The 26,177-nt window shown below is 42.7% G+C and carries 18 protein-coding genes; 5 read left to right on the top strand and 13 right to left on the bottom strand.

The window, feature by feature from the left end:
- Window positions 1-369: 369 nt before the first annotated feature.
- Complete coding sequence (locus R7Q46_RS18560; RefSeq protein ID WP_258500736.1) at window positions 370-6,219, top strand: ATP-binding protein; 5,850 nt, start codon at window positions 370-372, stop codon at window positions 6,217-6,219.
- Window positions 6,220-6,807: 588 nt separating this feature from the next.
- A complete protein-coding gene (locus R7Q46_RS18565) occupies window positions 6,808-8,487 on the top strand; it encodes a mechanosensitive ion channel family protein (protein ID WP_005380681.1) in 1,680 nt (559 codons plus the stop codon).
- Window positions 8,488-8,556: 69 nt separating this feature from the next.
- Here R7Q46_RS18565 and R7Q46_RS18570 read toward each other — a convergent pair whose 3' ends face one another.
- From R7Q46_RS18570 to gap, 10 genes are all read right to left on the bottom strand, one after another.
- The gene (locus tag R7Q46_RS18570; RefSeq protein ID WP_005384942.1) at window positions 8,557-8,841 is read right to left on the bottom strand and encodes a putative quinol monooxygenase; all 285 of its coding nucleotides are present in this window, start codon (window positions 8,839-8,841) and stop codon (window positions 8,557-8,559) included.
- Between the two features lie 17 nt (window positions 8,842-8,858).
- Window positions 8,859-9,254, bottom strand: coding sequence for a VOC family protein (locus R7Q46_RS18575; protein ID WP_318077685.1), 396 nt, complete (start codon window positions 9,252-9,254; stop codon window positions 8,859-8,861).
- A 140-nt stretch (window positions 9,255-9,394) separates the two neighbouring features.
- Window positions 9,395-9,694 carry a ribbon-helix-helix domain-containing protein gene (locus R7Q46_RS18580; RefSeq protein ID WP_005384938.1) on the bottom strand — a complete coding sequence of 100 codons (300 nt, stop codon included), beginning with the start codon at window positions 9,692-9,694 and terminating at the stop codon, window positions 9,395-9,397.
- Window positions 9,695-9,830: 136 nt separating this feature from the next.
- Window positions 9,831-11,408 (bottom strand): alkaline phosphatase, encoded by a 1,578-nt coding sequence (locus R7Q46_RS18585; RefSeq protein WP_318077686.1) that lies wholly within the window; start codon window positions 11,406-11,408, stop codon window positions 9,831-9,833.
- A 398-nt stretch (window positions 11,409-11,806) separates the two neighbouring features.
- Window positions 11,807-12,166, bottom strand: a complete 360-nt coding sequence (locus tag R7Q46_RS18590) for a hypothetical protein (protein ID WP_005380688.1) — start codon at window positions 12,164-12,166, stop codon at window positions 11,807-11,809.
- 251 nt (window positions 12,167-12,417) lie between these two features.
- Entirely contained in the window at window positions 12,418-13,365 is a 948-nt protein-coding gene (locus R7Q46_RS18595) for a ChaN family lipoprotein (protein ID WP_258481875.1), read from the bottom strand.
- A 97-nt stretch (window positions 13,366-13,462) separates the two neighbouring features.
- Window positions 13,463-14,290: a 23S rRNA (guanine(745)-N(1))-methyltransferase gene (gene rlmA, locus R7Q46_RS18600; RefSeq protein WP_318077687.1), complete on the bottom strand. Its 828-nt coding sequence runs from the start codon at window positions 14,288-14,290 to the stop codon at window positions 13,463-13,465.
- Window positions 14,291-14,386: 96 nt separating this feature from the next.
- A complete protein-coding gene (locus tag R7Q46_RS18605) occupies window positions 14,387-16,423 on the bottom strand; it encodes a methyl-accepting chemotaxis protein (RefSeq protein WP_318077688.1) in 2,037 nt (678 codons plus the stop codon).
- Window positions 16,424-16,621: 198 nt separating this feature from the next.
- Window positions 16,622-17,506: a D-hexose-6-phosphate mutarotase gene (locus R7Q46_RS18610; protein WP_033907352.1), complete on the bottom strand. Its 885-nt coding sequence runs from the start codon at window positions 17,504-17,506 to the stop codon at window positions 16,622-16,624.
- Window positions 17,507-17,662: 156 nt separating this feature from the next.
- On the bottom strand, window positions 17,663-18,658 hold the full coding sequence (gap, locus tag R7Q46_RS18615) for a type I glyceraldehyde-3-phosphate dehydrogenase (protein ID WP_005380697.1): 996 nt from the start codon (window positions 18,656-18,658) through the stop codon (window positions 17,663-17,665).
- Between the two features lie 337 nt (window positions 18,659-18,995).
- On the opposite strand from gap, the gene msrB reads away from it, so the two are divergent.
- Window positions 18,996-19,403, top strand: a complete 408-nt coding sequence (gene msrB / locus R7Q46_RS18620) for a peptide-methionine (R)-S-oxide reductase MsrB (RefSeq protein WP_005380698.1) — start codon at window positions 18,996-18,998, stop codon at window positions 19,401-19,403.
- A 117-nt stretch (window positions 19,404-19,520) separates the two neighbouring features.
- Here the strand turns inward: msrB and R7Q46_RS18625 are convergent, their stop codons facing one another.
- Window positions 19,521-20,342: a DUF2989 domain-containing protein gene (locus R7Q46_RS18625; RefSeq protein WP_130545933.1), complete on the bottom strand. Its 822-nt coding sequence runs from the start codon at window positions 20,340-20,342 to the stop codon at window positions 19,521-19,523.
- A 101-nt stretch (window positions 20,343-20,443) separates the two neighbouring features.
- Here R7Q46_RS18625 and R7Q46_RS18630 point away from each other — a divergent pair, with 101 nt between their 5' ends.
- Window positions 20,444-20,728 carry a YeaC family protein gene (locus R7Q46_RS18630; RefSeq protein ID WP_005380700.1) on the top strand — a complete coding sequence of 95 codons (285 nt, stop codon included), beginning with the start codon at window positions 20,444-20,446 and terminating at the stop codon, window positions 20,726-20,728.
- A gap of 95 nt (window positions 20,729-20,823) precedes the next feature.
- On the opposite strand, the gene ansA is transcribed toward R7Q46_RS18630, so the two are convergent.
- A complete protein-coding gene (gene ansA / locus R7Q46_RS18635) occupies window positions 20,824-21,837 on the bottom strand; it encodes an asparaginase (RefSeq protein ID WP_017635822.1) in 1,014 nt (337 codons plus the stop codon).
- 164 nt (window positions 21,838-22,001) lie between these two features.
- Window positions 22,002-23,852 (bottom strand): signal peptide peptidase SppA, encoded by a 1,851-nt coding sequence (gene sppA, locus R7Q46_RS18640; RefSeq protein ID WP_318077689.1) that lies wholly within the window; start codon window positions 23,850-23,852, stop codon window positions 22,002-22,004.
- A 224-nt stretch (window positions 23,853-24,076) separates the two neighbouring features.
- Here sppA and R7Q46_RS18645 point away from each other — a divergent pair, with 224 nt between their 5' ends.
- Window positions 24,077-26,089, top strand: a complete 2,013-nt coding sequence (locus tag R7Q46_RS18645; RefSeq protein ID WP_005380708.1) for an NADPH-dependent 2,4-dienoyl-CoA reductase — start codon at window positions 24,077-24,079, stop codon at window positions 26,087-26,089.
- The last annotated feature ends 88 nt before the right edge of the window (window positions 26,090-26,177 follow it).

The raw sequence follows: 26,177 nt of genomic DNA on the forward strand, positions 1-26,177 counted from the left end.
CAGACAATACCGCTACCAAAACGGCCTACACTTTGTAATTGTTTGAATTGAAGAGATTTATTCATCTTTCTGCAAATAATGTTAACTTTGTCTTGTTTTTTCAATGCATTAGCATGTAATAGTTTCTGTACGTTAAATTTTGGATAGTAGCTAATTTAGCAGATGTCCAAAAATTGTTTGCGGAACAGAACCAATGACTTTTCCGTCTATTCCAGAAATCAACGATAATTTGGATAAAGCCATCAATCGTTCTAAAGCAGATTTGAATTAAGTCAACGACGCATGGAGTAGCAACACACTCTGCTCTCCGCAGGGGTCGCGCTAAGCATCCTTGTGAACAATGAGAAGCACAAAGGAATACCAACTCACATGAATCCTCCAATCAAAAGCACTCAGTTAACCCGTCTTGGGTATGAATATCAGGACCTAGTATGTATAAGGATATTGGTTAACTGGTATCACGATAGGGATATATATCAGTGGGTAAAAGTAGAAAGTACCTCATTACCTGACGCAAAGGTATCCAGCTTAGATGATGTTATTGCCCTTCGAGCAGACGGAAAATACGAGCTAACCCAGGTTAAGTTCACAATTGATGCGAACAGAGAAGATCTTACACTTAGTTTTGATTGGCTAACGTATCGTACAGGGAATGGCACTTCTCTAATTCAAAAGTGGTTCAAAGACTTAACTGAAGCGGTTAAGAATAGTCAACTGGGAAAAGCCGAGCTAATAACAAATAGAAGGCCGGACACTGAAGTTTCTGCATGCTTGAAAAATGGAATGATCGACCTTTGCAGTATTCCAAATGAGCACCTGAAGATTATTGAATCCCAGTTAGGTGGAAAGGCCGAGGCTGAGGAGTTCTTCAACAATTTCAACTTTATACATAGCCAACCAACGATTGATAATCTAGAGAATCAGCTTCATGACTCTTTAGTTCCAGACCACACTAACGAAGAGGGCTGGCACAGATTTTTATCCAAAGTAAAGAGATGGGCTACTAGAAAAGGAGAGCCTTCGGCTGATGGATGCATAAGGTTTGAGGACCTACACAGCTTATTGAGTCTAGGAGTCAGCCGGGATCTCTCTCAGTATTTTGATATACCTGAAAAATACCTCCCCCCAACAATGAATTTTCATCAAGATGTTACTAATAAGCTAGAGACGGGGGGAGCTTGGGTTGTGTCGGGCGCTCCTGGTATGGGAAAAAGCACCTACCTCTCCTATTTGTATGAAAATCTACAGGCTAAGAATGTTGCTGCAGTGCGACATCATTATTCACTGGGCCTTCAAAGTCTGGACGATAGGATTTCTTTCTTTAACGCCGCATCATCAATTATTAAGCAAATCAAAAACTCCCCAATGATTTCGTGGGTTGGGCTAGATGAATCACCAGAGAATATAGATAAGTGGCTAGTTCGTGTAGGAGAGGAGGCAAGCAAAAAAGGGAAAAAATTTATACTAATTGTGGATGGATTGGACCATGTATGGAGAGAGAGGTCTGATATATCTCAATTAGAACATTTAATAAATAGAATTCTACCAGTTCCAGAAGGCGTAACAATTGTCTTTGGAACTCAGCCGGTCAGTAGCTCTAAGTTGCCTAACAGGTTGCTAAGCAATTGCCCTGTCGAAGGTGATCGGTGGGTGGATATCCCTTATATGGATTTGTCTGCAATTGGATCATGGCTTGAAGGCTTACGTGATTCCGGTGTCGCCAATATTGGAGGAAGCACATCTGTAAGCTCTATTCCTGAAATAGCTCTAGCATTACAACAGATTTCAAGCGGATATCCTTTGCATGTAATTTATTCGTTGCGTACATTGTTAGCTAAAGAAAAGAATGTGTCCGTTTATGATATCGAGAAGCTGGATAAGTGTCCGGATGGTGATATTAACACTTACTACTGGAATATTTGGGCAAACCTCTCGGAACTAGCTAAGGAAATTCTATACTTAATGGCTGTGACAGAATTTCCATGGCCAGGTAAAAATAGCTTTGCAAAATGTTTTGAAGGGACACAAACATTTTTAGAGGCGTATAAAGAAATTGAGCATTTGGTGGAACACCGCCGGAGCGGTGTGTTTCCGTTTCACGGAAGCCTATTAGTAAATATCCAGAAGCGGAAAGAATTTGAAGGCGCTAAAAGAAGGCTATATCCGGTTGTAAGTAATTGGCTTAGCAACGACGCTCCATCATTTTGGAGGTGGGCCTGGGATTGGATTGTACAATCGGAAATGAAAAACATTGATCCGCTGCTTAAAGGTGTTACTAAAGAGTGGGTTATAAATTCGTTATGCGATGGGTATCCGTTGGGGCATATCGAACATATTATCTCTAGTGCTGAAAAAGTAGCTTTTTCTAATAAAAATTATACTCGCCTAGTTGATTTGCGTCTGATGAAAACTAGGTTTATCAATGGTCCTGAATATCAGGTTCAGGATTTTTCAGAATTTTCTCGCTCGGCTATGAAGCATTCTGATGATGAATATGGATTGCTTTGGAAATCGGACAATATAAGAACATTAGATATCGAGGATATCGTCGCTGTTGCATCACTATGTAGGGAAAAGTATCCAGAAGTTGCAGAGAACTGCTATCAAGAACTATACAAAAGGGCAGTATTTTACGCGAATATATATGAAGGAACTGAAAATAAATTTAGCTTAATAGTTGATTCGTTAATTCAAGTTTTGTGTGATTGTGATGACCCAGATGTGGGCAGAGTTACTGATTTAATTGACCGGATTACCCCTAAAGATGGTTTGTATGAAAAGCTATTTTCATCCTTGTTAAGAAGCGATAATTCAGAATATATTTTTGATATTGACTACTTTAATCTCCCTGAAGAAAGTAAACCGAAGTTTTTAGAATACTCTATAACTGCCGCTTGTATTTCAGGTATTGATCTATCTAGCAGAGATTATCGAGGTGAGGTATTATCTTCTTCGTTTGGTGTGTCGTATTATTTATTAAAAGATCAGATACTAGTACATAAGAATTTTATTGGTCCGGTATATTTTAGGCATAAAGATGTGTCAGAAAGTGAGTTGCTTGATTTCTTCTTTCATACATTGAATGATCATTTGGCTTTTGATGTATTAACTTTAGATAAAGAAATTTTAAAACTCCAAATTGATGATAATTATGACTTTTCGATTTGGTTTGGCTTTTATATTGCAGCTGTGAATACAGCGAAGTTAATCCGTAACGGCGAAAAGTTAAACCCTTTAGATATCTACAAGTATATAGAAAGTTCGGGTTGCAAAAAGCATATTGGGTACGATTATGAACTTCATTCTAAAACATTATCTGTAATACATGCCATTCCTAATGCATGCATCAAAATTGCTTTATTGCTGAAAGAAAAAAATCTTTTTGAAAATATTGATAAGAAATATCTTGATGAGGTTCAAGACTATTCGTGGTGGAGTCCAGTCGTTTTCTTTCAAAAGTCAGTAAAACAGTCTTTCGTTCCTGTCGACCATGATAGTGCTAATAATTACTGGTGTGATTCTTTAAATGACCTTAACAATAGGGAAGGTAATACAGCTGAACTAGGTGATGAGTGTATTGATATTGTATCAATTTCATCTTCACTCGGTTTAAAGGATGCCGTGAAAACTGGTTTAGAGCAGGCTTGTAAGTACATGCTTGGCTACGGGTATAGAAAAGATATTACATTTCATGAGGTGTTTGAATCAATTCAGGCATGTTCTGATGCTGATATTGGGGATGTTGCTGATTATTTGAAGAGGGTTTCATGTTTTACAGTAGACATGTTCTCATTCACGGAGAGGGAAATAAGGCATATACCATTCTGGTATATGCAACTGTTGAGCAAGCATTTGCCTAGCAGAATATACGATGAGTTTTCCTTTCACCTTGAAGAGCAGAATTGGTATGTACTTGAAGATATTTTAATTGCTTATATAAAGAACGGTGACATCAGTTTGCCTGGTGTACTAGATTTGATTGGCTGCTTTTATTCTTATGGTTTGGTTGAGGCTATTAAAGAACGATCAAATGAAGATTCTTCTCTTGACCCAGTACTCCAAGAAATTGTTGAATATTATGGTACAGAGCCACCTAAGCCAAGAGATAGAGATTCTAGTAGCAATATAGATAAAGAAGAAATAAAAATTCCTTTTGGTTCTTATGTGCCAGAGTATTTAGGTGATTTAATAGAGAGAATAAGAAAAGAGTATAGATACTCAGATTCTAGTTATCTTTCACAATGGATAGAACATTGGGTTGATCTTGGAGAAGGTCTGCGAGTCATAGCTGAATATGAAAACTTCTTCAAGGACGATGAAGACCTCCCTTATTTATCTGGGCTTAAGGAAAGTATCGATGCTATTTATCAAGCGAGCAAGAAGCTTCAAGGTAAAAGGAGGGCGTATGTTTGGGCACTTAGAAGTATTAGAGCTAATAGTTATTGGAGTAGATATTCTGGCTCAAAATCTGAAGAAATGATTTGCTATTATGCCCGAGAGTATAGAGACCGATGGGAGGAACTGTTCGCTGATTCAACTCATGGTGAGCACCTTCAATTGCGTGGCGATGAGTGGTCAATTGTACCAACCAGTAAGCTAGTAATGTTTTTAATAGCTGTTGGTCAGAATGATTTAGCGACGGATGTCACTGACGTAATCGTCCGTGGTTTGGAAAGGGATATAGAGCACTTGCCAATTCGAGAGTCCTATTGGTTGCACGATACAAAATCTAAAGAGGTATGGGCCTTTAGTTTTCTCTTAAAATTTTATCAATGGCCAGATAAAGCTGTAAAGAAAAAAACAGCTATGAAGATAGCCCATATTATTGATAATGACGATAGTGGCTTGTGCAGAAAAGAGTTTATAGAATGTATTAAATCACTCCCTAATGAAATGTCTGTCGTTGAATATTTATCAATACTTCAGCTTGTTGAAAAAAAACATTTTGATGCAGACGAACTTATAGAGGCGGTCCCATTTCACTCCTTGTCTTTGAAATATCTATTTGAAGATTTGGGGTTTTACTACGACGAGAAAAATCTAGCTAATTCATATTTGGATAAATCTATATATATTGGAATTAGTGAAAGGTTGAAAAAATCTTTAAACGGAGTGCCTGGCTATATCTCAACATCTATAAGTACTTTGGGCAACAATGTTGGTGCTGACCTTCTTGGCCATATGTCCTCAGAGCTGGAATACATTAATAGTAGGGAGAATTATTCTTACTTTGATCCATACAGCTTCACCGGCGGCATGTTTTGGTTGCGGGATCATCTGATGTGTAGTTTATCTTCAGCTACAGAGTCGGCGGTGATGTCGGCTTATGTACGAACTATTTTATATGCGGCTAATAATTACTCTATTGATCAATCTGAAGTATTTCACTTGGTGCAACAGGCCAATCCTTTCTCTGAGTTGCTTCATTCTGTTGGTCCAATATCTAGACCTGCTTTTTGGCCAGATACGTCAGAAATCATACAGAATGAACAGTTACCCGCTGAGAGGAAACTGAAAAGGATTTTGGACAAGCTTGCATGTAATGATGATGTGGTGCTGGGTGGTTCGGGGCCTGTTGTGCATCAAGTTAATGGTATCAATGTTGATCTAGAGGTATTCGCCGTGAGCATTGCTGAAGGCTGCGAACTAAATGCTTCAGAAAAATTTAGCGCAATTGAAAATAATCAAAACCCAATTTTTACAGGTGTTTACCCTTTATCAATATGTTTGCATGAAAAAATCGCTAGTAGATTTGAAGTTGATAAAGCTGTAAGAGGATTATATGCGCCGCATTTATCTCTGGGAACGGGTACTCCATATATTGAAAGCAATACTGATGGAATCAGTTTTAAGGAAGGTGATATAAATATAGCTAAGTGGGAATTCTGGTATCAAGACTGGTACCCGGCTCGTTATTATGGCTTAGGTCCTTCTTTGGGGGTAGCGACTATAGCAAGTCCTAATCTAAGGTTTATTCTTAAGTCTTCGGATGAGCAATTCTATTTAATTGGGCGATTTAGTGTGGTTAATAAAAGTGGATTTTCTACGGATAATGCGAATACAGAGCATTTCTACTTTGAGTCTAAGCTGAAACCTGGTCAATTAGAAGCATTGGATACCAGTTATGTTTCACCAGTAGTATCTGAGTATATGAAAACTTACATTGCAGGCAATCGGCTACCCAGAGGGAAAATGTTTCGAAATATTCACATTAAGTAGTAGGTAGTTGATATGGGTTTATTAGGTGGTTGAATTTGCTCTCTGAGTTAGATGTTTTGCAATATCCTATTTAATCCGTTAAATGCTAATTTAGTAAACTCACTGACTCATTTTGTCCAAAAGTTTCTTACGCGGAGTTGTGGTTGTATGTGGTTGTATGATGCAAAGGAGGATTGCTTGTATCGCAGAGCGCTGGTTAGCAACGAAATGTCGAGAATTGCTTTGATCGACTTGATGGGATAGTTGAGAATTTTAGGGTGATTTTCTCAGGTTTTGGTTAGAGAAAGTGCTTTTTGTTGAGAAAGTTGTGATTCCATTGGTACTACTGGCTTCTCTCATGATTCATAAAAACAAAAAATAATTCTTGCATAACTTAAATCATCCCAACCGTCCTTAGTCGAATAAAAACAAGCCTTTCATTTAATCAATGAAAGGCTTGTTTGCTATTGGGGCTCCCAACTTTGACGTCTCGCTAACGAAATGCTGCTCAGTTTATTATTTAGTGTTGTAAACTTAGGAGTATGATTTCAACGCTTTACACTTCTATTCCTGATTGTTTTGATCAGGATTGTTTCCTATGAGGTAAACATGACGTTTCATTTCCCCCAGAAACTGCGCCTGACATCTTGGGTGACATTATTCGCACTTGCCGTCATTATGTTCTCCCCAATGGCTGTTCATGCGACTGCTACTGACGATATCCAAGAGCCTTCTGCTGCCGAAATCTCGATTGACAACTTGAACCGAGAGATTGTGGATTTATCCCAAAGCCTCTCGCAAGCGAGTGGCGACGAGCGTGATGCCCTTCAACTGCAACTATTCCAAAAGAATGAAGAATTAAGAAGCCAGTTAGCGTCAGCGATTGAACGTGAAACTATCTCTCGCGACAAGCTGATCTTGCTAGTTAAAAAACAAGAACAATACTCTGAGGATGCGACGAACTATCTATCGGAAAAAATAAAGAAAGTCGTCGAGGATTTAAATAAGGCTAAGGATGAAGAGAAGCTTGCTCTTGTTAATGATTATCGAGAGCTACAGCGTTATCTTGATGTTAGCTTCGATTCGAGCTGGCAAAATCTCGCTTGGTTGAAGGAGCTAGGGGCCCAAAACGAGCGCGCAGAAGCGGAACTAAAAGATAAAATTGATAAACGTATGCGCTTACTGTCTGCTTCAATTGAGTACTTGAGTCAGCAAAGTGAGATCATTGGCTCCCAACTTTCGTCTAGCCCAGAGTCGGAAAAAGCGTCGTTGCAACTTAGTCAGCTCATTACTAAACAAAGGCTAAATATTGCGACAGAAAGCTTACGCAACCTGATTTCAATTGGTGATAAAGTCGGTTTAGAAACGTCTGAATACAAACGCCAAATTTTTGAAGTGACGGGTAATATCACCCATGATTTACTGAATACCAAAGTTGTGTGGTCAATACTGAGTCACTGGTCCAACTCGGCACTGGATTGGTTTGCCGAGAATGCACCGCAGCATATCTTCCAGTTGTTTGTTTTTGCGCTGATTTTATTGATCGCTCGCGGACTGGCTAAGTTAACTCGCAAAGTCGTCCGTAAAGCAGTTGCATCGAAAAACTTAAAACTTTCCCACTTGATGCAGGACTTCTTTATCTCGATGTCCGGCAAATTCGTGTGGGTGATCGGTATCATGGTGGGCTTATCTCAGCTTGGTTTGAACCTAGCGCCAATCCTAACCGGTTTCGGTATTGCTGGTGTGATTATTGGTTTCGCGTTGCAAGACACGTTATCCAACTTCGCGGCGGGTATGATGCTGCTTATTTATCGCCCATTTGATGTTGGTGATTTTGTGTATGCTGGCGGTGTGGATGGCAAGGTAAGCCATATGAGTTTGGTGAACACCACAATCCGTACGTTTGATAACCAAATTATTATTGTGCCTAACAGCAAAATCTGGGGAGATGTTATTAAGAACGTCACGCATGAACGCATTCGCCGCGTGGATATGGTGTTTGGCATTGGCTATGCGGATGACCTCTTAAAAGCGGAGTCAGTATTGTCTGATATCATTACCTCTCACCCTTCGGTACTTCGCACTCCAGAGCCAATGATCAAAGTTCATACATTAAATACGTCTTCTGTAGATTTTATTGTGCGTCCTTGGGTAAAAACGGATGATTACTGGGATGTATACTGGGATGTGACAAAAGAGGTGAAACTACGCTTCGACCGAGAAGGTATTTCGATTCCTTTCCCACAACAAGATGTGCATTTGCATATGGTGGAGAAGCAAGACGCTTAATCACAGGTCCCAACTAGTGGAAGGCACTCTAGATAGAGTGCCTTTTTTGATCTTCGGTTAGCGCTATAGTTACAGTTCGTTAAAGAACACCAGTTTCGGCTCGCATTCTAACAAGTTGTCGATCTGGCTAATCAAAAGAGCAAAGTGTTCTGTTTTACCATGAAGCTCAAATGCTTGTTGGTTTTTAAATTGCTCCTGAAAAACGAAGTGGCATGTATTGTCTTTATCTTGGAACAATTGATAACGAACGCAACCTTCTTCATTGCGAGTAGGTTCAAGCGCTCGGGTAAGTACCTCTTTCAACTCTTGTTCTTTTCCCGGTTGTGCATGAAAGGTAGCCGTCAAGTGAATCATAATGTTTACTCTTTTTGTTATAAGTAACGCCCTTGGCGTTGCAGAAACTCAATTTTGTAACCATCAGGGTCGGTTACAAAAAAGAACGTTGCTAAATGCTTTTGTTGATGGTCAAAGGCTTTGATGTCACCAGTTTCAATGCCGAGAGATTTAATGCGTTTGTGGGCTTGTTCAATGTCCTCCACGCTGACGGCAAGGTGGCCGTAGCCTGAGCCGTGAGTGTAGGGCTCACTTTGGTCGTGATTGTGCGTCAGTTCCAATTCAAAGCCAGTTTCTTGGTTGGCTAGATAGGTTAGAGAAAAGCCATCAAAGATGTATTGATCAGCGACTTCTAGTTCAAGTACGTCACAGTAAAATTGTAGAGAGCGGTCCAGCTCACTTACTCGGATCATGGTGTGAATCATTTTTGTCATGGGTACTCCTTGATAGTCCGCATAGGTTAGCGATTTCAAAAGGAGTCTGGGTAGTACTCTAGTACGACAAATTAGAATATGTTCAAGGGTTTATAATACGGATGCATAGCCTAGGATGGTTATTGGTCGGTTGGTTGCTATTAACTGTTAAGTTGCGCAAGTGCTTGACGAGTGGTCTCTTGAGGTTGGCGAGCGTACGTGAGGCAAGCGCATCGAAGTAAGGAGGCAAAGTTGTTCACTTCACCATTGTATTCGAGTGCTTCTTGATAAACAGTGCTTATGAATTTAGGAACCGTCATGTTTTGAGCACTAGCGATTTCCTCAAGAATTGTCCAAAAGCTCGCTTCAAGTTTTACACTGGTCGCGTGACCATCAATACGGATAGAGCGGGTGATGAACTGATAGTTGTCTTGGGGTTGCTTAGCAAAGATTTCGCACATTTTCTTTATTCATATAATTAAAGACCCATAATTATTGTGGTGTACGATTTAAAACGTCAACTGTTTTCATGCATAAAAAAACGCTCCCTTGCGAGAGCGTTGAAACATCGCGAGTTGTGAAGTAAGTGCAAGTTGATTATTTAATTTGTTGCTTCAAGTACTCGCCTAGTTGCGAGTGGTGCATGATTTTTGATACCGGAAAGATAGTTTCTGCAGGTCCCCAAGCAAATACGTTGACAGGAGTATGCGTATGAGTACCCGTCCCCCATACTGTGTTTTGTTTTGTTGCATGCTCACGCGCTAGCAAGTTGCCACGGTCGTTGTAAGGAAAGAAAGCATCAAAGTCATTGATTGTCGGTACGTTCTCTTCGCTTAAGTATTTGTGTCCAGCGAGTCGGTATGGATTTGGTTTACTTGCTAATACGCGTTCTGCTTGCTCAGGCGTAATCGAAAAATCGCTATTTGCGTTCACGACTTCCGCAAACTTCTCTGGAGTTTGCTCTTTCTTATCAAGCGCTTGGAATTCACTGATCATGCCGTAGTAACTTTTCTTTTGGTTGTATAAACCATCGAGGATCTCGAACTGACCAAAGTTGAAGTTTGGCGCGTAATCCTGATTTTTGAATGCTTCGCCGTCGCGTTTTTGTGGTTTAGGCAAGTTTGCTGATGAGTAGCTAAAGCCAAAAGAGCCGGTTTCGTGGTCAGCAGTAACAATGATCAGGGTGTCATCACGGCCTTTTGCCCACTCATAAACTGAGTTTACCGCTTCATCGAATTTAAGCATTTCATGCAGCATCGTACCTGCATCGTTACTGTGGCCAGCCCAGTCAATTTGGCCGCCTTCAACCATCAAGAAAAAACCGTCTTTGTCTTTTGAAAGAATGTCGATTGCTTTGGTGGTCATTTCTTTCAGCGATGGCTGCGTGCGTTTTGGATCGTTTTTGCTTTGACTGTAGGCAATACCATCGTTCATGCCCGAGTAAGCAAAAAGTCCAAGTAATTTGTCACCTTTAGCTTGTGTGAGCATATCGCGGCTGAAAGCTAAGCTATAGCCTTGGTCTTGCGCTTCGGCAAGCAAGTTGCGTTCGTCTTTGCGTTTCGATTGCAGGTAGACATTACCTTGAGTGAGCTTTTCAAGTTGCTCGTATGTCTCTCCCTTGTCGTTTGTCGACTTTGGAATCCAATGACGAAGTCCACCAGACATCATCACGTCTACGCCTGTTTCGAGCATATCCGCCGCAATATTGTTTTCTAGGGAGCGATGTGGTTGATGAGCGGCAAATGCTGCTGGCGTTGCGTGGGTCATACGCGTATCAGAGACGAGCCCTGTCGCTTTACCTTTACTTTTGGCTTTTTCCAAAATAGTTTCGACATGGTTGCCTTGGCTATCAATGCCAATGACTTCAGAAGCGGTAGGGATTCCTGTCGCTAGCATCGTAGCTGAGCACGCAGAGTCGACGACAATTGCGTCTTCTGGATTGGTCAGTGATGATCCAATCACACCTTCTTGAGCGAGTTTGTATAACGCTGTGCTTTCGCCTTTGTAAACCGAGTTAGGTGCGTGTTTTGCGTAGGTCTCGAGTAAACCAACTTGTTGAGGACCCATGCCGTCGCCGATCATCAAAATGACGTTTTTGATTTCAGCTGAGAGTGCGTTGAAAGAGAGGGTAGATGCAGCCACTGCCGTAACGATTGGAGATACTAAGCGCTTCATTATATTTTCCTTGTTTATTGAAAGCGCAGGCATTAAAGCAATGATTTATGAAGGTTTTGTGTCGGTAATAAAAGTTTAACCAAATTGTCGTTTTTGTTTGGTTTTGCAGAAAAAATGAGTCGCTCTCTAACGTTCGTTAGTTTGGAAAGAAGAAAGCCCACAAACGTGGGCTTGGATTACGCTTAGGAGTTGAAAGCATGGACTAAAGTTATCCATTCAGTGCCTTCACAAGAAACCTAGTTTAGGGAGCAATAAACGAGCATGTATTATCGGGCCACAAGAGCGGTCGAATTCACTTACGTTTGCATCATATCGTTCTTTGGCTTATTAAATTATGGGCTGCAGTAAGTGTTTGGTTCAAATAGGATTTGTTGTCGTGACGATTATCAGACTGGTTATCAGACTAATGCCAGTATGATGCCACCAACGGTAAGTGCCGCAGAAAGGTATTGACCCGCAGAATATGAGCCATCCTCTTCTTTCTCGATTTTATCGGGGTGATCCATGCCAAGCGCACCATGCGTGAAAGATTCGACCTTTTCACCAACAGATTTATCTTCTGCTTCTATTTTCTTGCTGTCGTGCTCGATTTGTTGCAGAGCGGCAAGTAGCGCTTTGCCTTCGGTCGAAAGCGTCACCTTATTGTGTTCGACTTTCAGCGGCGAAGCACTAGTTTCTTCTTGTGCAATACTTGCTTGTTTAGAGGCGACAGATTGTTTGGCATAGCTATTAACAGAAGTGCTTCCTACTGGATTCATCGAATACTCCTTGGAACATCGACACTCGGTCACTGAGTGCGGGTAAAAAGCAGTTATATTTTTATCGGCGGCAAAGTTTATTTCTGAAGCTATTTGGATAAAAACAGGTCTGCTTTTGCCGCTTCTAGTTTCTATTGGTGATCATTAGCAAAAAATAGACCAGCAGGAAGCAGACCCTTGTCACTCGATGAACTCGGAGCGGTGTGATGATGCAACGCAACGACAAGGTAGTAACTTAAATTGAAGACCAGCTACTTACATTGAAGATCGTTATTGCGTTTAGTTAGATGTTGATATGCCGCCATGCGGTGAGCATCTTGTACATACCGTACTGGTGGTGCGAGAACCTCTAACTGATAGTCAGTATTATCGGAAAGCACGTTATCTGTTGGGCTAATTACAACCACTTTTAAGCTCGGGTTGCGGCTTAAGATTGATGCTGCCGTACCCAACCCTTGCTCGGTGTGAAACTTGCCTGCAACATGGACAACCTGAGCGCCTGGGTTGTCGTCTAGGTAGCTAACGATAGATTCCGCCATAGTTTCATCCCAAGTAACTTGAGCTGCAAACTGTTTTTCCGTCTGCTCTGGCTTACCGTGATGCATGGATGCCATGAACTTTTCTTTGTACGGACTACTACCAGTGTTGATGGCTTGTGCAATGAACATCCGCTGATCATCATCGAGCTTGTTAATGTAATCTAGCCCTTGTCGACCAATGCATCGAACAATGCTCTTTGGTGCATTTGCTGCAATGACCGGGAGATTTTTCTGCTTAGCAAACTCCACGAGAGGGCGATAGTCGCTTTCATAATTGGGCCAAGCGTTGGCTTGTTTCATTAAGTACTGTTCGCCGATCTCCCCACGTAGGTAAGCGTCAACAACAGGTTGTTTGTCACGGGTAAATTGTTCCATAGATAACGCGAGTGAGCGGTCGTAGGACGTAAGTTGTTTGAGCATATCGGTTTGAAAGCGATGAATGCCGGCGTGTGTGTGCCATTCACCAATAAGAATGACATCTGCTTGTTGCAGCTCAATTGGCAGTTTGCTTAGAGCGATGTGCTCGCCAGAAGGGGTGTATAGTTGGTAGTCGTAAAAACTAGTGACTTCCGCTGAGGTTGCGTGAGAGTTGGTGTGCGTATATGAAGAGCAACCAGTAAGTAAGCCTGCAAAGAGCAAGCTCAAAGTAGAAAAGCGCATTGAAAAGCCTCCAAAAATGTCCGGATGATATTAATGGAGGCTGAGCAATGAATCAATATAAATGATAACTATTTGCGTTTGTTGTTTTTTTGACTTATTAATTGAGTGTTTTTTTGCGATATACACGCAACATAAAATCAGCCTCACATTGGAAAAGTGTAGCGGATTTCAACTCTTCACGAAGAGCATCGGTTGCTTTCCATGCGAATGGCGTCATTTGCAATAAATCGACAGCGGCTCCGTTTTTCAAGTCCATAACATAGTTAAGATGCTGCTGGTGCTCTAATTCAAACCCTTCAATATGTTCTGGTTCTTCATTGTGAAGACGAACTTCTTGATAAATGCGCTCACGCAGTTGGTATAAGTGGCGGCTAGCAGGAGTAACCGTGACAACAACGCCGTCGTTTTTTACAACGCGCTGCAGCTCCTCAGCTTTACACGGGGCATAAATGCGCAAAATGGCATCTAAGGATTCATTTGCGAAGGGAAGTCGGTGACTAGAAGCCACACTAAAGTTGCAGTGCGTGTAACGCTTCGCCGCGTAACGAATGGCAACTTTGGAAATGTCTAAGCCATAAATCGTGGCATGGTTCGCTTGTGTTTCTATCGTCTTTTGTACTTGATCTGTGTAGTAACCTTCACCACAACCAATATCTAATAATTGATGGGTGCTCCCCTCAGTGTATGTTGCACACAGCTGCGCCACTTCTTGGCGCATTGGGTTGTAGCAATCTCCTTCGAGGAATCGACGACGAGCTTGCATCATCTCTTTGTTGTCACCAGGATCTTTAGAACGTTTGTGGTGCGCTGGCATCAAGTTAACGTAGCCTTCTTTTGCTAAGTCAAACTGATGATTGTTTTCGCACTTAAACGTTTTTTCATTTAACGCTAGAGCTTGGTGGCATAGAGGGCATTGATAGTTCATGACGATCTCGAACAGAAAGTAGGGCGGCAAATTCTATCAAAAAGCGTGGTATCAAGTGAAACAAAAAGAGCCGACTGGGTCGGCTCTTATTAAGTATTAGTGGAAGAAGTCGACTTGCTCTTTCAAGTTTCGTGCTTGTTGTTGAAGTTCAATGGCACTTTGCGAGGTTTTTGCGCTCGTGTTGCGGCTTTCTCGGTTAAGTTCACTGATAGAATGGGCATTTGCTGCAATTTCTTGTGAAACTTGAGCTTGTTCTTCTGAAGTCGCTGCAATGGCGTCGGCTTGAGAGGCTATCGACTGCACTTGTACTGCGATGGCTTCTAATGCTGTGCCCGCGTCTTGTGCTTTGTCCAAGACCTGGTTTGCACTGCGTTGGCTGTCTGTCATCATATTAACTGCATTATGAGTCGACCCTTTTAGTTTCTCGATAATTTCCACGACATCCTGAACTGAGCTTTGGGTTCGGTGCGCAAGTGTGCGCACTTCATCTGCTACAACTGCGAAGCCACGGCCTTGCTCACCTGCTCGTGCTGCTTCAATGGCGGCATTCAAGGCAAGTAAATTGGTTTGCTCAGCAATTTCATCAATCATTTTAGTGACGGTTTGAATACTCTCGCTATCGCGATTTACTTGCTCGATAGCCGTTGCTGATTGATCCAATTGATCGTTAAGTTGAGCAACGTCGATACATACGCCTTCAACAATCGCGAGACCAGATTGACTATCAGTATTTGCTGAGCGTACGTTTTCCGCAATGCTTTCGACTTGTTGTGCGACAGATTGAGCGGAAGAGGCCATTTCTTCAATCGCTGTCACAACTTGCTCGACTTCTTGTTGTTGTCGGTCGGCTTGGGTCAAATTGCTATGTGCATCGTTGGCAACGCTGGTGGAGTTGCTCTCCACTAAGTCGCTTGTTGAACGGATCTTACCAACAAGTTCATTGAGCTGACTTGCCATACTGGCGACACCCGAGCTCAGGTTCGTAATTTCATTCTTTGATGCTTTACGAGACGCTGGGATGCTCAAGCTGACTTCGCCGCCAGCTAAGCGAGTCATGTATGAGTTTAGAGTCGTGAGAGGTTGTAAGCTGCGATTCAAGAAAAGCGTCAGTACAACAAAAGTAATGATTGCCGCTACCGAAGAAATGATGGCAATGAGTGTGAGAAGCGTGTCGCTACCTTTTGTTACTTCTTTGATAAACGTACCACCTAGCAGTTTCCAGTTCCAACCTGGAACCTCTGTGTAGACAAGATACTTTTCGCCTACGTTACCTTGGTACTCGAAAGGGTAGCGAATTAATCCACTAGATTGTTCGAAAATCTGGCCAAAAGGCTTGTGACCATTGTAGTCGGCGACTTCTAGTATTGACGAATCTGAGCCGCTTTTTGCCGGATGAAGTAGGTATTTACCAAGATTGTTTTCGTCGTTATCAACGATAATGGTGTAACCAGTGTCGCCCCATTTTATCTCTTCGAGTGCATCGAATAAGGTTTGTGTCGCTTGGTCTACTGGTAAGCCAATAAACGATAGGCCTACTACCTTTCCTGTCGCATCTTTGATTGGGGCATAGTAGGTAATGTAGCGCTCGCCATACAATTTAATTTGAGCGTAATACGGTTGTCCTGCTTTAAGTTGCTGATAACCAGGATGGTTGATGCCTAGCGTGGTTCCGATCGCTCGTTGACCTTGTGGATCTTTTAGGGAGGTGGACACCCGAATAAAGTCGTCACCCAACGGTGCGAATAGCGTTGCTATAGCGCCGGTATCACGTGTGAAACTGTCGACCAACTTGGTGTCATTAATTAAGCTTTCACTGTATTGAGTGATGTTTGGTACTTCATGTCCCATGAAGTCAACCGTGTAATTTTCGACATAGACACCGGCAAGGTAGCCATTGCGAAAAGTAGATTCGAGGACTTTAGCGGTGTGCAGGTAAGCATCGAATTGGCCAGCAATGGTTTTTGCCATTGATTCTACTTTAGATTGGTGTTCTTTCAGTGTGCTTTCCAATAGAACATCGGAAGCGTTGCGGTAAACAAGCGCTGCAATACTGCTGAAAGCAATGAATAGACACAAAGTGATCACCAGTTTCAACTGGAATCCGACACTTTGATTTCGGTATCTCTCTAACATAGACTAATTCCTGATATTTTTATTATTTATGAGTTTTGTATCGGTATGCTATCGGTTTATATGATCAATTTTTTTGATATTTATTAATGAAACCGTCAAAAGTGACCAGTAACCAATAAGTTAGTAAAGATAGGACCATCTAAGCAGAGCTTTTATTACAAAAAAAGCCGGGTATCCCCGGCCTTTATATGGTGATTCTTACTGCGCTGAAATGACAGTGACAAGTTCATGTGTCTCACCTGGTTGGAGCGTTTGACCTTGCTCAATACTTGGTGCATGAACAGCAGACTCCACACACAACATGGTTTGATAACCATCGTCAGCCATGTCACCCATGCTTTGCGCACCTTCTGCCCAAGGGTTCCATAATACTGCTGAGTTGTGGCCTTGGTTGTGTACGCTTAGCGTACGATCCAATACCGGGTCTTTTACCAAAATTTTCGCTTCTGGTTGCGTGTAAACGCGATCAATCGTGTCAGTTAGTTGTAGAACATTACCACCTTGGCATACCGCATCAGCTTTCAAGCTATCAATGTACTCGGCACCCATGCCTGTCGTTTGTGCTTGCTTAATGTCTCCAACGTTTAGGTAAGTATGTAATGCGCCAGAGAAGGTCCAAGCCTCGTCATCAATGTTCATGACTTTGAGCGTCACTTTTAGCTCATCGCCCACTTCAATCACCAAACGAGCGTCAAACATATGGGGCCAAATATCGTGGATTTCTTCTGTCGGGAACAGAGCAAGTTCAACAATCACACCGTTATGGTTCTCACGATGTTCAACCAACTCCCATTCTGCGGTGCGGGCAAAGCCGTGAGCTGGAGCAGCGATACGCCCAAACCAAGGCCAACAAACCGGAATACCACCGCGAAGAGCAGCTTTACCATCGAAGACAGCTTTTTCGCTCATCCAGATCAGATCTTCTTGACCTTCAGGCGTGAACGACACGACATGACCACCGTGTAGCGAGATGCCTGCCGTTGCTTTGTCATGAATCACGCGGACGATTTTTATCTGATCAACTTCAACGATAGTGACGTTATCAGATAGCACCGTTAGGGCTGGGAGAGTTTTTAAATCCATGTGTAGTTTCCTATAGCTGGGGGAGAGCTTTTAGACGCGCTTCGCACATTAAATGCAACATCGAGCCTGCATTCTCTCAAATTCCAGATACAAAAAAGGCGACTCTAGAGCCGCCTTTTCTTTAACGAAGTTATTCGCTAATTGCTAACTTTCTAATTACTTAGAGATGTGAGCGATTAGGTCTAGAACTTTGTTTGAGTAACCGATTTCGTTGTCGTACCAAGATACAACCTTAACGAATTTGTCAGTTAGCGCGATACCAGCTTTAGCATCGAATACTGAAGTGCAAACTTCGCCGATGAAGTCTTGAGATACAACTGCATCTTCAGTGTAGCCTAGAACGCCTTTTAGTTCGCCTTCAGAAGCTTCTTTCATCGCTTTACAGATGTCTTCGTAAGAAGCACCGTTAACTAGGTTAACAGTTAGGTCAACTACAGAAACGTTAGCAGTTGGTACGCGGAAAGCCATACCAGTTAGTTTGCCGTTTACTTCTGGAAGTACAACGCCTACAGCTTTAGCAGCACCAGTTGAAGATGGGATGATGTTTTGAGAAGCACCACGACCACCGCGCCAGTCTTTAGCAGAAGGACCATCTACAGTTTTTTGAGTTGCTGTAGTTGCGTGAACTGTAGTCATAAGACCAGATTCGATACCGAACTTGTCGTTAAGAACTTTAGCGATAGGCGCTAGACAGTTAGTAGTACAAGAAGCGTTAGAAACGATGTCTTGACCAGCGTAAGTGTCGAAGTTTACGCCGTTAACGAACATTGGAGTAGCGTCTTTAGAAGGACCAGTTAGTACAACTTTTTTCGCGCCAGCAGTGATGTGCTTACGTGCAGTCTCGTCAGTTAGGAAAAGACCAGTTGCTTCAGCTACAACGTCAACACCGATTTCGTCCCATTTTAGGTCTTCAGGGTTGCGCTCTGCAGTAACACGTACAGTTTTACCGTTAACGATTAGGTTACCGCCTTCAACTTCAACAGTACCGTTGAAACGGCCGTGAGTTGAGTCATACTTAAGCATGTATGCCATGTAATCTACATCGATAAGGTCGTTAATACCTACTACTTCGATGTCGTTGCGCTCTTGCGCTGCACGGAATACGAAACGACCGATACGGCCAAAACCGTTAATACCTACTTTGATAGTCATTATAGTTGCTCCACAACTTAATTTCTGATTAAAGATAACTGGTAGTAAAATTACAGAATCCAGTAAACATCTGCAAGTGATAATCGGACTTAACTTGTTTAAAGTCAAAAAAAAGCGACGCTTTTTTTAACAATTCTTTGCAAATGTACGTTTTTTAAACTTTTAACTGATTCTTCTGTAGCCCAGTTGGCGTAATATAACTGGTGAGATAAGTGCTCTTATCAAATTAATTACGCATGGTGTCCTGGTGAGAAAGTATGTGCTACAACTGTTAAGAGAAGCAAGTTTTTTGCTAAAAAAGTCAATACCAAGAACAGTAAATAAGGAGCCGAAAGTCGTGGAACAAAGCGGGAAAAAAGTGACGAAGTCAGATGAACAGTGGCGTGAGCAACTGTCTGATGAAGAGTTCCGTGTTTGCCGAGAGCAAGGTACAGAGCCTCCTTTCAGCGGTAAGCTACTGCATAATAAGGAAACTGGTGTTTATGCTTGTACCTGTTGTAATGCTCCTCTCTTTGTCTCTGATAACAAGTATGACTCTGGCTGCGGATGGCCAAGTTTTGATGCGCCTATCAACGATCAAGCGGTGCGCTATTTAGAAGATCTAAGTCACGGAATGGTACGTACAGAGATTCGTTGTGCAACGTGTGATAGCCATCTAGGGCACGTTTTTGAAGATGGCCCACAGACCACAGGAGAGCGTTTTTGTGTTAATTCTGTGTCGTTAATTTTCAACAAATCAGAATAATAACGACAAAATCGTGCTTGAGATTGTTTTATCCTTTCAAGATGATTCATGCTCAACAGTGATCTGAGTGTCGCTCGACTTAAACAAAAACTCCCGCTCATTGCGGGAGTTTTTCGTTTATATCTCAGTGGGTATCATTGCTGGGGAATAGATACCTTTCTCTATGGCTTTCGCCACCGATTCGGCTAATTCATCCAACTGCTTATATCGCTCTGGATGACTGAAATTGAACATACGTTGGAGCTGCTTTTCATCAGCAAGCGGTACGTCGAATCTCTTCGCGACCATTGCCCATAGATACGCTTGCTCTTTGTCTCCAAGCCCTTGATGAATACTTGCCATTGACTTGAGAATGACCGGATTGATGTTGTCTTCATCAGATAAAGACAACGCGTTATTAAGAAGCTCCAGGGTTTTCTTGGTATCTCGGTTGGTATAAAAAGTGGCTAATGCATATTGCATCTCAGCATTATTTAATTGGGGAGACCCTTCCATTTGTAAAAATGCGCGACGAGCTTGAGTATCTCCCGTTTGAGACCATAAAAAATACAAAGTAGCCGGGTCTTCTGAGCCTTTTAACTCGTTTACGATGCGCTCTAGCTCATCAATACTGTGTACCAATGCATTAAAGCGTTGTCTTTTGAGAGCACTTTGATCAATAGGGGTGATCTGGGAGGCGAGTTCTAAGCATTTCCTATATTCAGCGACCAGACCGTATTCGATGATTTGGTTGGCCTCTGATGGGTTTTTCAATTGCTCAAACCGATGCCAAACCAAATTTGTTCTTGGAATTCGACATTGACCGTCATCCATATTGAGCTGCTCGCAACGCAGTTCTGGTGTTTTTTGGCACAACTCTTCGGTTGTCACGTTACCTTCAAAACAGCCCGATAGCACAAAACATGCGAGGCTGAGAAGTAACCAGTTTGTTCTTTTCATGGCTTTGCTTGTGATCCGTTACACCAATTCATTTTCGTATTCTTGACTCAGTTTCTTAACCCGTTATGTTCTGTAAATAGAATGTAATAAGAAGGTACACTATGGACGCAGAACAACTATTACAAGCGATGACTCCAGAAGTTTATGATCGCTTAGTCTATGCAGTAGAAACGGGAAGATGGCCTGAGGGTACAACACTTTCTAAAGAGCAGCGAGATTCGTGTATGCAAGCTGTGATGTTGTATCAATCAAAACATAATACTGATGCGCAGCATATGACGGTTGCAGCCGGTGGTGAAATCAGTTTTAAATCAAAACAAGAGCTTAAAAAACAATTCAGCGGAGAAGAGAGCGATATTGTTCGTGTCAATCCGAACATTGATTAATCCTTACGCCTTATTTCTCAAAATTTTATTATTTTGATTTTGAAAGAAAAAAGCCCAAATTGTATTGGGCTTTTTAGATCGTAGAAAGCTTGAACTTACAGGCTCATTTCACCACGCAGTACTTGTTGCATTCTCTCTTTTACTTCTTCGTAAGAAAGGTTTTGGCTTAGAAGGTAGTGTAGTTTTGCCAGCGCCGCTTCGGGCGTCATGTCAAAGCCACTGATAACACCAGAGTCTGCGAGAGCACAACCTGTGGCATATCCGCCCATATTCACTTTACCTGCCAAACACTGAGTTAGGTTTACGACAATAACGCCGCGCTCAGAGGCTTCTTTCAGGTGACCAAGCAGTTCAGGGTTCTGAGGAGCATTACCGACACCAAAAGTCAGAAGAATCATCGCATTCACGGGCTGACGAAGCGTGTTGCGGATAACTTCGTGTGAAATACCAGGGTACATGGTGATCACACCGATTGGTTGTGGCGTGATGTTGTGAACCTTAAACTCACCTTCTGGTTGTGCACCAACGGTTACGCTGTTGCTAACTTGAATATTGATCCCAGCTTCCAATAGTGGAGGAAGGTTTGGTGAAGTAAAGGCATTAAAACCGTCTGCATGAGATTTTGTGCTGCGGTTACCACGCATCAATTGATTATTGAAGAACAAAGTTACTTCGTTGATCGGGTAGTTTGCCGCAATATGTAGCGCGTTTAATAGGTTTGCTTGGCCGTCAGAACGCAGCTCTGCGAGAGGGATTTGTGAACCCGTTACAATCACTGGCTTACCAAGGTTTTCAAGCATGAAAGACAATGCGGACGCAGTGTACGCCATGGTGTCAGTACCATGTAGGATAACGAAACCATCGTATTTGTCATAGTTGTCACGAATATCATTCGCAATCTGCTGCCAGTCAGCAGGTGTCATATCTGATGAGTCAATCAGAGGGTCGTATTCGTGGATGGTGTAATCCGGCATTTCAGGACGATGGAATTCGGGCATGCTTGCTAATTGCTTTTCCATAAAGCCAGCAACAGGCACATAGCCGTGGTCGGATTTTTGCATTCCGATGGTACCACCGGTGTAAGCGATGTAGATGTGTTTTCTAGTCATCGTTTTTTCTTTCGTGTAGGGGAACAGAGGCGGGGATTATATACCTAAATAACCTTGAGATGCGAGGCTATACGCACAGCATCAGAAAGTCATCTGAGGAGATGCAAAGCCTAATAAAAAGGGCACTTCAAGTAGAAGTGCCCTTTGTAATATTGATGGAAAAACTACTGCACTTGGCAGTTCAAACAAAATGCGTATTGACCTTTAGGATCGTTGAAGCTTTGGAGCAAGCTTGCGTCTTGTTCGAATTGTTGAGCTACGGGGTGAAGACTTTTTGGTAGCAAGCTTGTTGCATCAATACCTAGAGAGACTTTCACCTGTTTCATAAACTCTTGCAGAAATAGTTCAGTAGGTGAAAGAGGCTCTTCTACCCAGTAAATGCCGTAATCGGTTACGTTCGCTAGTTTCGCCGCTAGCTCTACAGCATCATCAAAGTCACCCATTTGATCGACAAGACCAAAGGATAGTGCATCTTGGCCAGTCCAAACTCGACCTTGAGCAACTTTGTCAACTTCCTCTAGAGACATATCGCGATTCTCGCCAACTAGAGAAATAAAGCGCTTGTAACCGTGCTCGATACCTAATTGGAACACTTGAGACGCGCCTTCAGAAAGGCCAGTGGTAATACCGTCACCTGAGAACGGCGATGTGCCAACGCCATCAGTATTAATACCTAACTTGCTAAAGCCTTTTTCAAACGTGGTGATGACACTAAATATACCAATGGAGCCCGTCAGGGTTGTTGGCTGAGCAACGATTTTGTCTGCGCTCATTGAAATCCAATAACCACCAGAAGCGGCCAAACTCGACATGGATACAACAACCGGCTTACCTGCTTGCTTCAGATCTTCTACTTCGTTACGAATCACTTCAGAAGCAAAGGCACTGCCTCCTGGACTATCTACTCGTAATACGACCGCTTTCACTTTTTCATCATTGCGTGCTTGACGCAGCAAGCTTGCGACTGTGTCACCACCAACAGTTCCGCGAGGTTGTTGACCGTCCATAATCGCGCCACTTGCTAGAACAACGGCGATGTCGTGCTGAGGTAGTGTGTAATCGGGACGAATCGTTGCAAGGTAGTCGTAGTAACCAATCGCGTTGTAGCTGTCTTTGCCGTCACTACCAAACTGTTTTGCAAATAGAGTGCGAATGTCTTGGCGTGTCGCAAGTTCATCCACTAGCCCCAGTTTGACTGCGAGCTGAGCAATATCTCCATTTACAGACTTCATCTCGTTAATCAGCTCATCCATGGTTGGATTAAGCACTTTCGCATCAATGTTTCGGTTTGTTGTTACGTCATCAACAAAAGCACTCCATAATTGAGTAACCCAACGTGTTGCTGACTCTTTCGCCGCATCGGACATGTCATCACGAATAAACGGTTCGATAGCGGATTTATAAGTACCTACGCGAAAAACATGAGTAGAAACGTCAAGCTTTTCAAGTAACGTTTTGTAGTACATTGAGTAAGCGCTGTAACCTTTAATCAATACACCACCATCAGGTGCCAGATAAACTTTATCGGCGTAACTTGCCAAGTAATATTGGCTTTGGTTGTAGAAATCACCTACGGCGTAAACGGGTTTGCCTGACGCTTTAAATTCGTTCAACGCTTTCGCGATGTAACGTAGTTTCGTGAGATTTGTTTCTGGCATGTCTCGCAGTGCTAGCACTAATCCAGACACTTTAGGATCGTCTTTCGCGTAGCGAATAGTATCAACGATATCGAAAAGGACGTTTTCTTTCGGTAGCTCATTACCCAAAAGGGAACCAGCAAAAGAGTCCATTGGGTTTACATAACGTCTTTGTTCGACAATTGGGCCTGAAAGGTTCATCACCAATGCCGATTCTTTTTCGACGACAGGTTGACCGTCTCCGGTATAAGTAAAGGCAAAGTAGAAAACGGCAATCATCAGCAAGAAAATTAGGTTTGCCAGTGCGAGTCTGATGAAAGTGATACTTTTCCATATCCCTTTAAATATCAAACCAATAAATTTGAAGAGTTTTTTCATCTTGTCTCCATAACGAGATAGTTACGCCGAGTCTAACAAAGTATGGGTTCTTATCTCTAAGATCTCAAAAAATAACATTTTTTTAGCTTATCACGACCACTCAACAATTGGCATATTTTCACACGAGATTGATCGGTGTTACAAAAATGTAAACGCTTGTTTGATTTTTTGGTTGAGCAGGCTTAATCTGGTCAGACCATGATAATAACAATGGATGTTAAGTGATGTCTGCCATGTACCCAAACCTATTAAAGCCACTGGACCTCGGTTTCACACAATTACGAAACCGAGTTCTGATGGGATCAATGCACACGGGCTTAGAAGAGCACAAAGAAGGATTACAGAAGCTCGCGGCTTTTTATGAAGAACGCGCGAAAGGCGGTGTCGGACTGATTGTAACCGGAGGTTTTTCTCCTAACTTACGCGGTCGTTTACACCCGTTGAGTGCTGAATTCAGCAAGCCAAAACATGCTAAAGCCCATAAAGTTGTGACAGAAGCGGTGCACAAGCACGGTGGTAAAATTGCGTTGCAAATTCTCCATGCTGGGCGTTATGCAATGCATCCATTCTCGCAAAGTGCATCTGGCATTAAAGCGCCAATTGCAAAGTTTGCTCCGAGTGAAATGAGCGACCGCCAGATAAAGAAAACCATCGACGCGTTTGCTAATAGTGCGGAGTTAGCACAGCTTGCTGGTTATGATGGCGTCGAGTTAATGGGCTCGGAAGGTTACTTGATAAACCAATTCTTATGTAAACGTACTAATATGCGTTACGACGAATGGGGTGGCAGCTATAAAAAACGTATGCGTTTTCCGCTAGAAATTGTTAAAGCGGTACGCAAGGCGGTAGGTGACAAGTTCATCATCATCTTCCGTCTTTCTATGCTGGATCTTGTCGAGCAGGGCAGCACTTTTGAAGACGTTATCGAATTGGCGAAAGCACTTGAAGAGGCTGGCGTCACGATTATTAATACGGGTATCGGTTGGCATGAGGCTCGAATTCCGACAATTGCGACTCAAGTACCACGCGGTGCGTTTACATGGGTTACGGAAAAAGTTAAACCTCACGTTTCGGTTCCTATTATCACTTGCAACCGTATAAATACGCCAGATGAAGCAGAACGTATTTTATCTTCAGGTCATGCCGACATGGTTTCGATGGCGCGCCCATTCTTGGCCGATCCTTACTTTGTTGCTAAAGCCGAACAGGAAAAAGCGCAGCTTATTAATACGTGTATTGGTTGTAATCAGGCGTGTCTAGATAACGTGTTTAAAGGTAAGCGCGCCAGTTGCTTAGTGAACCCTCTAGCGTGCTATGAAACCGAAATTGTTGTTGAACCAGCCTTTAAAAAGAAAAACATTGCAGTTGTTGGTGCTGGACCTGCGGGCTTGGCTTGTGCGACCACACTGGCTGAACGTGGCCATAAGGTTGATTTGTTCGAAAAGAACGACCGCATCGGTGGTCAGTTCCGTCTTGCGATGCAGATCCCTGGTAAGGAAGAGTTTCGAGAGACGATACGATATTTCGCTAACCGTATTGATGAAACAGGCGTGAATCTGCACTTATCGACGGAAGCGAACTATGACTTACTCACAGAGTACGATGAGATAGTGATGGCATCGGGTGTTGAGCCACGTAAAGTCAATATTGATGGAATTGATAACCCAGAGAAAGTCGTCGACTATCAAACTCTCATTCGAGACAAAACGCCAGTCGGTGAGAAAGTGGCTATCGTTGGTGCTGGTGGCATTGGCGTAGATGTCGCGACCATGCTCACAGAGCCAGTTGGACAAACGTTGGATGACTGGTTGCATGAATGGGGAATCGACAAGGAGATGTCTCAGCCGGGTGGTTTATACCCTTACCCTGATGCGGTCAGCGATAAAGAAGTCTGGGTACTTCAGCGTCGTAAAGGTCGTGTAGGTAAAGGTCCGGGTAAAACGACAGGTTGGATCCATAAACGTACCCTTGAAAAACGGGGCGTACATTTAGTCGGTGGTGTGTCTTACGATAAAATTGATGATCAAGGTTTGCACATTCATGTAGACGGAAGCGCGCAGGTACTTAATGCAGACAAAGTTATCATTTGTGCTGGGCAAGAGTCTGTACGTCCGTTTGAAGATAAATGGTCTGAACTTGGAGAGAAGATTCATATCATTGGCGGAGCTGACCATGCGGGTGAACTTGATGCTGTGCGTGCGATTCGTCAAGGTGTTAAATTGGCGGTAAAACTCTAGCCTTTTAATGTGTGTGACCCGTCCTGATATGGGTTGACACTTTTTAACTAAAACGCTCGATGTACTTCATCGGGCGTTTTGTATTTTA

Source organism: Vibrio sp. 811, assembly GCF_033339195.1.